Origin of the sequence: Saccharibacillus sacchari (genome assembly GCF_037722395.1) — a bacterium.
Classification (GTDB): domain Bacteria; phylum Bacillota; class Bacilli; order Paenibacillales; family Paenibacillaceae; genus Saccharibacillus; species Saccharibacillus sacchari_A.
Genome location: NZ_JBBKAR010000060.1, coordinates 1 through 14,033, shown reverse-complemented (window position 1 = coordinate 14,033; position 14,033 = coordinate 1). Strand labels below are relative to the sequence as shown.

General features: G+C 38.0%; 9 protein-coding genes. All 9 read right to left on the bottom strand.

The window, feature by feature from the left end; all coding sequences use genetic code 11:
• Nucleotides 1-6: 6 nt before the first annotated feature.
• From WKI47_RS24505 to WKI47_RS24465, 9 genes are read right to left on the bottom strand one after another with little or no spacing between them, the layout of a single operon-like run.
• Entirely contained in the window at nucleotides 7-1,419 is a 1,413-nt protein-coding gene (locus WKI47_RS24505) for a polyketide synthase (RefSeq protein WP_340229830.1), read from the bottom strand.
• Nucleotides 1,406-6,328: a beta-ketoacyl synthase N-terminal-like domain-containing protein gene (locus WKI47_RS24500; protein ID WP_340229829.1), complete on the bottom strand. Its 4,923-nt coding sequence runs from the start codon at nucleotides 6,326-6,328 to the stop codon at nucleotides 1,406-1,408. Before WKI47_RS24500 ends, WKI47_RS24505 begins: the two co-directional genes overlap by 14 nt.
• Nucleotides 6,329-6,360: 32 nt before the next feature.
• A complete protein-coding gene (locus tag WKI47_RS24495; protein ID WP_340229833.1) occupies nucleotides 6,361-7,137 on the bottom strand; it encodes an enoyl-CoA hydratase-related protein in 777 nt (258 codons plus the stop codon).
• 36 nt (nucleotides 7,138-7,173) lie between these two features.
• Complete coding sequence (locus WKI47_RS24490; protein WP_340229828.1) at nucleotides 7,174-8,406, bottom strand: hydroxymethylglutaryl-CoA synthase family protein; 1,233 nt, start codon at nucleotides 8,404-8,406, stop codon at nucleotides 7,174-7,176.
• The gene (locus WKI47_RS24485) at nucleotides 8,403-9,668 is read right to left on the bottom strand and encodes a beta-ketoacyl synthase N-terminal-like domain-containing protein (protein ID WP_340229827.1); all 1,266 of its coding nucleotides are present in this window, start codon (nucleotides 9,666-9,668) and stop codon (nucleotides 8,403-8,405) included. The genes WKI47_RS24490 and WKI47_RS24485 overlap by 4 nt, the downstream gene beginning before the upstream one ends.
• A 19-nt stretch (nucleotides 9,669-9,687) precedes the next feature.
• Entirely contained in the window at nucleotides 9,688-9,933 is a 246-nt protein-coding gene (locus WKI47_RS24480; protein ID WP_340229825.1) for a phosphopantetheine-binding protein, read from the bottom strand.
• Between the two features lie 25 nt (nucleotides 9,934-9,958).
• Nucleotides 9,959-12,238: an ACP S-malonyltransferase gene (fabD, locus tag WKI47_RS24475; protein ID WP_340229824.1), complete on the bottom strand. Its 2,280-nt coding sequence runs from the start codon at nucleotides 12,236-12,238 to the stop codon at nucleotides 9,959-9,961.
• A complete protein-coding gene (locus WKI47_RS24470; RefSeq protein WP_340229823.1) occupies nucleotides 12,238-13,215 on the bottom strand; it encodes an acyltransferase domain-containing protein in 978 nt (325 codons plus the stop codon). Before WKI47_RS24470 ends, fabD begins: the two co-directional genes overlap by 1 nt.
• 13 nt (nucleotides 13,216-13,228) lie before the next feature.
• The gene (locus tag WKI47_RS24465; RefSeq protein WP_340229822.1) at nucleotides 13,229-13,915 is read right to left on the bottom strand and encodes an MBL fold metallo-hydrolase; all 687 of its coding nucleotides are present in this window, start codon (nucleotides 13,913-13,915) and stop codon (nucleotides 13,229-13,231) included.
• Between the last annotated feature and the right edge of the window lie 118 nt (nucleotides 13,916-14,033).

Sequence of the window (14,033 nt, the reverse complement as noted above, 5' to 3'; positions counted from 1 at the left end):
TACTTTTCAATTTGATTCCCACTCTTGCACAACCACATGACAATTAGTACCACTTAGTCCAAATGAATTTATTGCTGCTGTTCTGGGCAAGATACCTTGTTTGGCCCAATGTTTGGTTTTGGAATTCACATAAAATGGAGTGTGTTTGAGATTCAAATGTTCGTTCTCTAATGTGTAATGCAAAGAAGGAACCAAAGTTTTGTGTTTCATACACAAGATGACTTTAATCAAGCTTACAATCCCTGCTGCTGCTAAAGTATGCCCAATATTTGTTTTGATAGAGCCAATAGCACAGTATCCTGTATTGCTCGTATAATTCTTAAAAGTCTGTGATAAAGCCGATACTTCAATCGGATCTCCCAGTTTCGTCCCCGTACCATGTGCTTCTACATAGCTAATATGGGATGGGTTAAGGTTAAACTTTTCATATACCTGATTTTGCAAACGGCTCTGAGAATGGCTACTGGGAGCTGTCATTCCATTAGTTTTTCCATCTTGGTTAATTCCAGAGCCTTTAATTACTCCGTATATATAGTCTTTATCTTCAATGGCCTTCATTAAAGGCTTTAGAACTATTGCGCATACAGCTTCTCCAGGTACAAAACCATCAGCTGAATTATCGAATGTTTTACATCTTCCATTTTTGGCTAACATGCCACCATCGTTCGCCATATTATGTAGGTCGGGGGATACAAGTACATTTACTCCACCAGCTAGTGCCATTTCACACTCACCAATTCTTAAACTCTGGCAAGCTTGATGTACGGCAACAAGGGAAGAGGAACAAGCAGTATCGATAGCCATATTTGGCCCTAACAGATTCAAAAAGTAAGACACTCGTCCAGGCAAATAGGCAGATCCTACACCAGTTAAAACATTCGATCCCATTTCCTTGCCTATTTTCTTTAAATTTTGTTCATATCCGTTCGATAGTACACCTGCAAATACTCCACAATTTGTTCCTGAGAGCGAAGATGCAGAATATCCTGCATCTTCAAAAGCACGCCATGCCTCCTCTAAAAACAATCTTTGTTGAGGATCCATACATTCAGCTTCATTGGGAGATATTTTAAAAAATAAAGGATCAAAATGATCTGTCGTATCAAGCAGTCCTGCCCATTTCTTATAGCCTTCGTGCTGAGGCACATTCCAATGTTCAATAGGAACTTCTGTTATGCTGTCCACACCGTGAATTAGGTTTTCCCAAAGATCATTAATATTTGGGGCACCAGGAAACCTTCCACTTATACCGATAACGGCAATATCCTTAGATATATCAGATTTTGGAGAATCGTTGGTCTCTGGAAGAGCATGATGTGCCTCTGAGAACGCGCTCAATAACTCGTACCCTTCTTCTGGAGTGAGCTGTTCTGAACGAATCTCCTCTAATATAATTCTTCTAATATCATTTGCGTTCATGTAACCCTCCCGTTAGTTCCATGACCTTTTCTAATCCGATTTCTCCATTCCTAAGTTGTCGAAGTAAATCTAGCACTTGTTTATTACCAAGCGTTTTATCATAAGAGCGAGATTGCTCGACGACTTCTGGATATGAAAAAGAAACCGTCTTTTGTTCTCTGACATCTTCGGACGACTGTTTGGAAATATAATCGCTTATAGCTTCAACGGTTGTGTATTCGTAAACTAAAATCGTTTCAAGATTCAATTTAAAATGTTTATTAATATCTCGAATGAATTCGACACTTCCAATAGAATCTAAACCCAATAGACTCAATTCTGTCTTTGCTTGTATTTTGTCCGGAGTAATCATTAGAATACGACTTAGCAGACTCATTAGAATGGACTCTATTTCTGAATTGTCCTTTTCGTTCCTTAGAGTTATAGGAGCCTCGTGCTTAAATTCTTCTAATGCACTTCTCTCCCCCTGTTCCTTTAAGTCACGCAATTTGATCTGGGAAGGAGACTGAGGAATATAAACATTTTTCGGTTCTGCCTTTTGTCGAATATATTGAGCCAACGCTCTTACCGTAGAATATTCATAAAGTACAATCGTTTCTAGGTTTGTAAGAAGTACTTTATTTAGATCTCTTATAATCTCCACACCGTTAATAGAATCGATGCCTATTTCTTTGAAACTAATATCAAAATATTCTTTATTTAGATTAATATCTACCACATCAGAAATCACTTGTAAGATTTGCTCTTCTATTACTTCTATCTCTCCAGAAGCTTTATCATTATGCGATATAATCGGGGGACTTGAATATTCCGACTTAGTATCACGCAGCTCTATCTTTCGTACAGCGATGTTGCTACTTGCAGATGACTGTCCAATCTCCTTTTCCAAAAAATCGATGAATAAATTTATGCTTCGATAATTGTAGAAAGAAACTGTATCTATATGTAAATTAAATTTTTTGTTTACATTCCGGATGATCTCGATAGCTGAGATAGAGTCTACTCCTAATTCTTCAAATTCACTTTCTCTATCAATTTCTGCTAGAGGCAACTGTAGAACCCCTGAAATAATATTTAAAATATCGGAAGCTATAGCAGTCGATGAAGTAAATTCAGAATTTATTACTTTCACCTTATTCCCTGCTTGATCTTTCCTTTGATCGACTTCTTTTTTTAGATCTTTTTTCAAATTATTTTTAGTAAAACGAGAAGTTATCCTCTCCTTTACTTCTTGAACTTCCGAAGACTCAAACACTTGGGCATGCATATAAACTTCATTTTCTATAATAGGCATTAACTCTTTCAAAATCCGATTAGAGAGTTCGCTTTTAAGCACTCTAACTGCTTTTGAGGGCTTTCCAGCAATCGAAGTAGCAAGTCTTATTGCTTCTGTAAGAACGTTGGATTGTTCTGTGAAAATAAAAGAACATCCCCGCAATTTTAGCGCATCACCGCTATATTCTCCAGAAGTGAATATCATTTCATTCGAGAGTGTGACACCTAATTTTTCTTTCATGATGTAAGTGGATCCGAGACCAGGAGTAAAACCATAATTTAAGTAGTTTGCTGTGTATATTCCTTCATTCGCCATCACGATCAAATCCCCATACAAGGCAAGTGAAAACCCTCCTCCCATCGCATGACCTTGTACAGCTGATATAACAGGCACACGACAAGTTAGAGCACTTTTATAAATCACTGATAAATGAGTAAACTCACTCGTCCGATCTGCTATATTTGTTAACTGTTTTTGTGTACCGCCCATAGCAAATACATTTTCATATCCAGTTAATATAACAGCTTTGATCTTATCGTTATTCTCAATGTCTTCAAAAGCCCGAGCAAGCTCTGAAAGTAGCAACTCAGAAAACATATTTCGATTGGTCTTATCTTGCATTCTAATAATTGCAATCCCTGGTTCTATATTTTCTACCACGATTACTTTTTCTGATCGATCCATTGCTTGCTCCTCCAACTTTAAGATTACGTTTTGTCGTTGTTGTTTCATTGATATTTCTGCATTCACATTATTACTTTTTAAACGGTTATCTTGTTCATCCTGATGTAAAGTGTTTTGTCGTGAAAGCCGAAAGGTCTCTCCTAAAAAAATCGTTGAAGGTAGTGCTACTTTATTGAAACGGTTGTCTTTATCGGCCTCGATCCAACAAACTTCCATTCCTTCAGTCCATAATTGTAATAGTTTCTTTGAAAAAGATTCAACCGTAGTTTGTCCATTTAATAAAGAGAAATGCTGTTTTCCGGCTGATGCGTTTGCCTCACCCACTACGAAGACTTTTTTCTCTTCTAACTCCTTTACATCCGTTTCAGCAGCTAATAATGTCTCGATCCAAAGAGAATTGTTTTCTATATCTGAAAAGGCATCTTTATGTTCTTTTAGCAGTGAATATTTTCCTTCGATAAAAACTAGATCATCCGCTTGCATAAGAGAATTCACGATTTCTGTGCCTGCCGTCAAAGGCTCCAGATATAGATTGATTATTTGATTTTTATCGATTAATCCATCTTTCAAAAGCTCAAGAAGTTCATCAAATTCACTAATTTGAGATAGAAGGGAACCTTGTATTTTCCATTTTTGATTTAGTGAAATGTATGAATGAATAATTGAAAATAACAATAACCTCCCCAGAGATTTTCCATAACCATAAGTTTCACTTGCCAGTATATTTTCATCCTTATCTAGAACTTCGATAATGTTAAGCTTTGTTGCTTGCTTAATAATTCTACTCCAGTCTTCCATAAGCTTTCTGAAAGTGTGTTGATTCTTAAGTAGGCGCTTAGCAAGATAGACGCATTCCTCCCATATTTGAAATTCAGGGCTCGAATTATTTGACATCAAATTAATATATTCTTTATCGATTACATACGGTTTACGAAATTGCTTTTTTACTGCATCGTAAAAGAACAAGTGAGATTTTCGGAATTCTATTGAGTCAATGGACTTTTGAGATTGAATAATCTTCACGGCTTCTTCAAAAGATACTTTCTCAGACAACACCAATGCAGGCCAAATGCCCTCTTTAACACTAGCTGTGCAGTAAACAGGAAGCCCCATTTTTATTAAAAATTTTCCGATGGCCACACTCAAAATAAAACGGTATAGGTTCATATATTTGATAGGCCATTTTGGACGAAAGAAATTCATTTTAATAGTCTTTATATTTAGAACTTCGTTTGCCTGGTTGAACAAAGCGGCAAGGTTTTGCGAGAGACCTGGAAATGAATGTACATAAGCTTTTAATTCATCGTTATATCCCTCGTAACTGAGATTGCCCAGCAAAAGAATATAAGGGTCTTTATCGTGACTCGATTCAAAAAGAGAATAAGAACTCAAGAAAGTTTCAATATCTTTTTTACTCTTCACGTATACTCCACATCGCCAAGACATCGCCTCTCTTCCGTGAGAGAGAGTTGAACAAACGTCTCTAAGAGACAATGTTGCATAATAATCTGTCTTAATAAAATCGCGCCATTCTAAAATCAACTCTTCTAACGCACGTTTCGTTTTTGCCGAAAGAACAAAGAGGCCTGTCCACTCCTCATCTTGTGATCCTACTGTGTGTGGAGGGTAGGACTCCATAATGACATGTGCATTTACTCCTCCGAAGCCAAATGAACTAACTCCTGCACGAAGCGGCTGTTCCGCACCGTTGCTCTCTCCTCCCCAGTCTACTTTCGTAGGGGTGATAAAAAAGGGAGAATTCTCTAAATGAATCATTGGATTTAACTTTTTAAAGTTTAAATGTGAAGGGATCTTTTTATATTGCATCATCATAAGAACCTTAATGACTCCTGCAATTCCTGCTGCCGCCTCAAGATGTCCTATATTTGTTTTAACTGATCCGATTGCACAGAAGTTATTTTTATTTGTAAAAGACTGAAATGCTTGGGTCAATGCTTCTATTTCGATCGGGTCTCCGAGAGAAGTTCCTGTGCCATGTGCTTCTACATAAGTTATAGTTTCCGGATCGATATTTGCATCTTTGATAGCAGATTCGATGACATCTCTTTGCGCCTTAATCTGAGGAGCTGTAATGGATAAAGCTTTCCCTCCATGGTTTATTGCTGAGCCATCAATGAGGCCATAAATGTGGTTACCGTTCTCTAAGGCACGATCTAAGCGCTGGAGAAGCACAACCCCTACTCCATCGCCAGGTACATACCCATTGGCATCAGCATCAAAGGTTTTACATTGTCCGTCTGGACTAAGCATATGCGATTTAGAAAAAGCAATATATTTGGAAGGATGGAGATTTAGGTTCACCCCTCCCGCCACTGCATAATCGCAATCCTCCGCCAATAAAGAACGCTTAGCTTCGTGTATAGCTACAAGAGAAGAGGCACAGGCTGCATTTAACGTCTGGCTTGTTCCACAGAAGTTAAAATTATAAGAGATACGATTTGCCAAAAGAGCTTCAAAATGGCCTAAACAACTGTAAGAATCAATGGTTTCTGCCTCGTGAATCGCTTCGTATCTATAATCTGTAGTCATAGCTCCTATGTAAACTGCTGTTTTTTTATCTTGTAGTTCTTTTAAAGGAATACCTGAATCTTCTATGCAGGACCATGTTTCTTCGAGTAGTAAACGCTGTTGCGGATCCATACTTTTGGCTTCACGAGGAGATACATGAAAGAAAGAGTTATCGAAATCAAATACGTTGTCTACAACCCCAGCCCAGTTACTTATCTTTTCCTCGGGAAAGTTGACATCAGCCGAATGAAATTCTTCCAGTCGCCATCTATCCTCTGGAATAACTTTTATACTATTCTTCCCCTGAATGAGGTTATTCCAATATTCTTTCTTGTTTTTTGCAGCAGGGAATTTGCAAGCTAGGCCTACTATAGCAATTCGCTGCTTTAACAATCTTTTATCGACAGCTTCTTTCACCATGTATCTCCCTCCTCAAGCTTACGGCGTTAACCTTATTCAGAGGTTTCCCAAGGAAATTGTCCGTAGCGAATATAATTGTGAAGATCTTGCACGATTTTTTTATCGTTTAATAAATTTTGAGTTTGTGATATTGCATGCTGCTCCATTTCTTCAGTCACAAACCACATCTTTTTGAAATAGTGCTTTGCTCTTACTATATTGCATTCTTCAATTTTGCTAATTCGATTCATTAGTTGTTTAGCAAAGTTATAAGGAGAATCTGAAATTTCGTCTGCTAATCCCCATTGTAAAGCACGGTCTGCATCCACTGCTAAAGTAGAAATTGTGATGGAATAAGCTTTTTGAAAGCCGATTCTGCGTATCAAAAAAGGGACTACCATAGAAGGTAAGAGTCCCCATAACAGTTCAGATAATTGAAAAGTCGCACGTGGAGTAGCTATAACAAAATCACTTGCCGCCGCTAATCCTACTCCCCCAGCTGTGGCTATCCCATCAACAAAAGAGATGATAATTTTGGAACTTAGAGAGAGTCTGTTTAAAATCTTCATATACATCTCACAAAACTCTTCTGCGTAAATATTCTTTCCATTCATTGTTGATTTCTCCGAAGAAGGGATCACGGATTCAAAATCCATTCCTGTTGAAAAAACACCTTTATCCCCTTGCAGAATCAAAATTCTGCAATACTTATTCTCTTCGAGCTCATCTAAAAAACGATCCATTTCAGAAAGGAATATAATATTCAAGCTATTCTTCTGTTTGTTTCGTGTAAAAGTCACTACTGCTAACTTCCCATTATCTTCAACAATGAAATTATTGTATAAAGAATAACTATTTATGATTATTCAACTCCATTTATAATCTCTATGGTAATCTTTGATTTCATTTAAAACTAGAAAGCCACGATCTTGATAAAAGTCTTCGTAAATATCGTTAAAATCAGTGAATCGCACTTCGTAGTTTTTACGACCAAATAATCCTTCACTATTGATGTCATTTAAGCGTTCATATTCTTCGATTTTTAAATTTCGTCTTTTAGACAATTGATCATTTATGTTCATATCTTTGATTTTGTTTTTTGCCTCTGAACGGATAACACCACTGAAAAATTCGGATGCGCAACCAGAACCATAAGAAAAAAGACCTACCCTTTTTTCCTCAAACAGGGGCATATTTTCGATCAGTCCACATAGAGCTAAATAAAGACTGGCCGAGTACACATTTCCTACCAAAGTGCAGTACGTTAAAGAAGGTTCTATTCGCCTCCGAAAATCCATTTCTATTTCTTGGCTTGTTGTTTGATAGAGCTCTCTCATTAACTTTCTATGCGCTCCCTTTACCATTCCTCCGAATGGTGTATGAAAGGCCAGCATGTCAAAACTTTTTAGAAAATCAACATTTTCCACTTTGGATTCATAGTCCTTATAGCTGTTCTCAAAACAGTCTAAATAAGACATCAAAGATAAATCAGAGTCTCCAGTTTCCATCTCAGGCAGGGGACGACAAGTATCCATAACTTCGTAGCTATAGAACCCTGATGCTCCAAAGTCAAGTTCCATTATATCTGGTTTATCACTTATTAACATTGCCACTGCTCCCACGCCTTGGGAAGCTTCAAAGTAATCCAATTCTTTCGAGAGCTTCGCTACATCGCTTGCAATGATAAGCGCTTTTGAACCGATCGAATGATTAGACGCGATGTAAGAGGCCGCCATTTGTAGAGCAGCGGTTCCTCCGTAACAAGCTTGTTTAATCTCGAAAACGCGGCAATTCGGACTTAATTCGAGATAATGTTGAACATAGTTACTTAGAGATTTACCAAAATCAATTCCTGATTCTGTTGCTACAATCAAAAGATCGATTTTCTGCTTCTCCGACTCATCTAACCGACTAATGATTGGTTTAGCTGCATTAACAGCATAGGTTACAGGATCTTCACAGGGAACGGAAACAGATTTTTTATCGAGCATTAGATTATGATACCTGCTTAGATCCAGTCCTTTTTGAATAAAAATAGATTTCACATCGATACAGGTTGAGCCCCCATAAAAATTAATTGCCTCGATTCCAACGGTCAAATCAGTCGCTCCTTCCCGAAAATGATGCTTGTATTTATTCCGCTAAATCCAAAAGAATTATTCATTACTGTTTTTAATTCAAAGTCCATTGAGGAAGCAGCGCAAAAGCGAAATCCCGTTTCAATAGGAGAGTTCAAGTTCAATAACGGATGCAAAAAGTCGTGATTCAACTGAATTAATGACGCAATGGATTCTATTAGGCCTGCACTGTATAAACAATGCCCCGTCAGAGGCTTAGTCGAATTCAACCAAATCTCTGGCGTTTGCCCTTCAAATACTGAACGTATAGCTTGGAGTTCAGTCGCATCTCCTAACGGGGAGGAGCTTCCATGAGTATTGATATAGTCTATACTCTTCGTGGAAATCCCAGCTTGCTTCATCGCCTTACGCATAACTCTTACTTCTCCTTCAACACTTGGATTAGCCAGGCGATTGGCATCCAGTTGAAAAGAACCTCCAAGAACATGTCCGTAAATCGGAGCCTGCCTAGCAAGTGCTGAATCCAAGGTTTCTAGAATTATTGTGCCGGAAGCTTCGCCATATATAAAACCTTCATGATCTTTGTCGAATGGTCGACAGGCCAATTTAGGGGAATCTTTGTACTTCTCTCCCCCTAGAGCGCCTACATTATAAAAGGCCTGAAGCTCCATTGGTGAGAGTTGAGCATAAGGAGCTGAGATCATACAGATATCTAAATCACCGGATTTTAACATTTGCATACCTTTTATGATAGCAGCATTCCCGCTAGCTGAAGCAGCCCCCAAAGTAAAGCCTTCTCCACGAATATCAAAAATTTCGCTTAAAATGCCTACATAGTTTGTATCCATGAAAGACAGAGCATAAGAAGGAGTCAAATAGCTAGGATTTTGTTGATATTCTTCATACAAATCATAGGCATATCCTTGAGTAAGGTTATTCCCTCCTATGACCAACCCCATTCTTTCAGGATCCAAAGACACCTCGTGAAGGTCGGCATTCACCCAAGCTTCAAAGGCAGTACTTACGATTGTACGTATCACTTTCGAAGTTCTTCGTGTGGAATTTTTAATACGATCAAGGACTTCTTGATTTCCTATATATGAGTATTTTGCGAATTCATCTTCCTCGTTAAAACTTTTAATTCCTGCACATACATGGGTAGGCACCATGATATCACTTGTATATTCAATCCCACTGCAGCCTTTTAACAAAGATTCTTTAAATTCTTGTACGTTGTTCCCTATGGAACTTACGATTCCCATTCCTGTAACTACTACTTCCATAAAAAACACCTCTATTTTTCTAGCTTCGAGCACTTTCCTGGAAAATTAGAACCAGCTCATGAAGGGTTTGAGCTTTTGCAAAATTGACCATGGGTACTTTCACATTTAATTGTTGCATGGATGATACTAGAATATCCATGCGATCGATAGAGTTAGCTCCTACATCTCTCAATGAAACGTCCGGTGTGATATCTTCAAGCTGAACTTCTGGTAAAATTTCTTTGATTTTTTGAACCAAGATCAAAAATATTGTTTGATATTCCATAGTAACCTCTTCTTTCATTTTAATTTTAGGCTCTTAACATTTGATTTATACGAGTTTGGAGGAGTTCGGCTGTTTGAGTCATAATAGCTAGACCAATCTCGCTAACATGCCGCTTATTCCATTCTTCCATCCTCGTGCCTTTAACCCATTGGTTAAAGGCACCTAAAGCTGGCCCGCAATGGACTTGATAATCCACTTTTTGTTCTTCGATACCTTGTAAAGCTAATCTTGTAGAATATGCAAAGTACCACTTAAATATCATAGCCATTTTATACTTGGCGTTTCGTTCCGCTTTTTCAATTTCTTCTGAAGAATAGTAGCGGCAGCAATCACTAAACACTTCACTAAAAGAACGCTTAAAATACTTTTCTTGAATTTGCACTTGCGTCTTGTGATCAATTTCATCTATAGAATTATGTTTCTGGTACAAATCGTAAAGTTTATTAGCTCGAGCTGGAAAAAGTACGCCTCGTTTTAACACTTGAACTTTTGCTCCCATTTCAAACATGTCACCTGCGGGAGCATAGTCTGTATCCTGAACATTAATTCGACTCAACAGCTCCTTTACGGATTCACTAGTATTTGCTTCCACCGTACATTGGTTAATCGATCCTGTCATAATAAAGTCTGCTCCCAGAATAAAAGCAGCAGCAGCAGCTTCCGGAGTGCCGATTCCCCCAGCAGCCCCTACTCTAATTCGTTTTTTATAATTATGTAGATCCATCATGCGATCTCGTTGCTTGATGATAGCAGGCATAAGCGCGTAGGCAACACCTTGATCTGTATGCCCTCCAGAATCAGCTTCTACACATAAATCGTCTGCTACAGGCAATTGAGTCAAAATTTCCGCTTGCCAAGTTTCTATTTTCCCTTCTACGAGTAGCTTATTCAAAATTCGCTCTGGCGCTGGACTCAAGAAAGCTTCTGCAACTTCTGGACGGGAAATTTTCGCAATGATTTTATGATTCGATTGTAGATTTTGTTTGTTATATTTCTCCAAACCTTTGGCTTTGAATAAAACAAGAGCAGGCGTAATATTCATAAATGCCGAAGCATCGATAATTTTCACTCCATATTTTAAGTATAGATTAACTAACGCTTCCTCTGATTCGGGTTGTGCAGGAGAATGAAGCAGATTGAAACCTACGGGCTTTTCTAGTCCTACTTTTTGCTGAACTTGCTGAATAGCTAGTTCAATCTGTTGCAAAGTCAATCCTCCCGTACCGAAGAAGCCTAACATTCCTTCTTTTGCCATGCTTACAACCATATCAACTGAAGCAATTCCTTTATACATGGCGCCAGATAAATAAGCATATTTTATGCCATAATCCTCTTTGAATGTTCTATCCCCCAAAGATTCTGCGGCAAATCCACTTGGCTTTTCAATTACCTTCGTTTCTAACGGGATATGTTTGGACGCAATTTTTGGATCCTCGTTCACCCTACTCATCGAAGGCGGCTCATATTCAGCTTGAATTTTGGATACTAGACCTGCTAATACCCTTCCAGGTCCAATTTCTTGGAAATCCACTTCGCCTTGCTGAATGAGGTACTGTATGCTTTCTGTCCATCGAACAGATGAAGTAATCTGCTCAATCATTTTCTGTTGAATTTCATGTGTAACGTGAGGTCTAGATGTAACATTTGAAATTACGGGAATCCTCAATTCATTGAACTTTATCCTACTTATGAACTTCTCGAACTTTTCTCGTGCATTATTCATAAAGCTTGTATGAAATGCTCCACTAACTTTCAAGGGAATAACAGTAACCATCTTTTTCTCAAGTAAGAGTATAGCTTCCTGGATTTCATTTTGTGAGCCTCCCACTACAATTTGTGAGGGAGCGTTGTAATTGGAGATTTCTAAGGAGAACAGACGACTTTGTTTGATGAATGCTTCGACCTCTTCTCCGCTCATTCCTAATATAGCAATCATAGCCCCATTTACAGAATGGCTCATCAATTCGCCCCTATATTTCACTAACTCTAAGCCCGTTTCAAAATTTATGGCCCTTGCCGCAAATAGAGCATTGTACTCTCCTAAACTGTGACCCGCTAGATAATCAGGCTTTCTTCCTGTCTTCTCAATTTCATCTAAGTAGCTTAAAGCATTTACCGTATAGAGAGCAGGCTGGGTATACTGCGTTTTCCCTAGATTGTTTTCCTCGTCATGTAAACAAAGTTTTTCAATCGAATAACCTAAAATCCGATTAGCACTACGAGTGATTTCCGGGAATTTCTCAAAAAGTCCGTTGCCCATACCCTTATACTGAGAACCTTGTCCGGGAAACACATAAGTTGTCATTAACGGCCACCTCTTCTTTTAAGTAAGTCTACTGCTAGATTCTCCAATTGTTCTGAAAATACATCTATTCTCTTTGCAACGTTCCACAACGAATAACATTCCGAAGGTGAATGTTTAGGAAGACAAGAATGTACCATAGCAACCAATGATCCTGAAGGGCTAAGATCTATGTATATATGAGATGCACTGCTCTCCAGCGAACAAACCGAAGGGATAAAAAAAATAGGATCTCGAATGACATCCCAAAAAAAAGAAGGTGTTATAAAAGAGAGTTCTCGTCCTTTGCAAGAGGAGAAAAACCTTATATCAGGAACATTGAAAGATATGCCGTTTAAGTAACTTGTATAAAATTCTTTAGCTCTTTCAATGTGTTGGGAATGGAAAGCATAATCAATAGGCAATACCATGCTCTGAACGGATTCATATGCTAATCTGTCTTTGAGTTGGTTAATGCGGTCAATCGAACCTGCTACAATAAAATGATTCTTATTTAGTGCTACGACTTCCGTGTCTCCAAAAATACGTCCATCTTTCGCCATTTCGTCTTCAGCAATCACGATTAACATTCTTCCTTCTGAGCAATGTGACTCTAAAATAAAAGATTGATTAACCACTAACTTAAAAGCTGTTTCTTCATCGCACACACCTGATAATGCAGCCGCAACAAATTCTCCTAAACTCGACCCCAACACTTTCGCAGGGTAAATGCCATAGGAGTTTACAAGCTTCGCAAAGGCAAATTGAAACATAAAAATAGCAGGGTGTGTATATCTCAAATTCTGAAAAGAATCGCCTATCTTTTTATGTCCAGAAAACAACTCGGATAAAACCGATTCACCCATTATTTTCACACTTAATTCGTCAAAATAATTCAACCACCCACGAAATACGGGATATCTTTCATACAATAATGCGCCCATGTGGTAATACTGTGACCCTTGCCCCGCAAACATAAAAACTATTTCTCTTTCCTTCATAGGTTATCCTCATTCATCTAAATTTGAGCACTTCACTACTTATTTTTCTCATTCTAAATCTCACAAATTGTTCTTCCGACTTAAAATGAAAATAGATATTGTTACGAAGCAGACATTCAAAAGAGTGACCAGGTTCTTTACCGAAACAGTGACCTGGATATATACTCGTTTCAAGGTGGATGAGTTTCTTGAGGCGTTGAATAGTATGATACATTTCTAAAGGGTTACCGCCATCTGTATCGCATACTCCGCAGCCCTCAATAAAAATAGTATCTCCAGTGAATATGCAGTCTTCAAGCAAAAAACATGCACTACCTAAAGTGTGACCAGGAGTATGAATAACCTGGATCTCTGTATCTCCTAGCATTAATAGAGAATTTTCTGTAAGCAAAACTAAATTTTCGCAGAAAAACCTGTAATAAGTCACCTCTTGATGCAATATATATACTCTGCATTTATACTCCTGTACCATCTCATCAACTAAATTGACATGATCATGGTGAGAGTGTGTAAGTAGAATAAATGTCAGTTCTACATTCAAGTGATCAATTAATCCTTGGATTCGATCTTTTTCCCACGCAGGATCGATTAATGCAGCTTTTTTAGTTCGCTTATCAACAATAACGTAGCAATAGTTGATAAACTTTTCTGATCTCACTTTCAAGCTATGAACTTCATAAACGCTGTTCGTTGAATTCAAAAAAACACCTCCTATAGCTTATTGAAATTAACTTGAGCTGTAGAGGCATTCTCGAAAAAATCTTTATCAAATTCTAACTTTGTATTTTTCGGAAAAGTTATCGTATATATGTAATTAA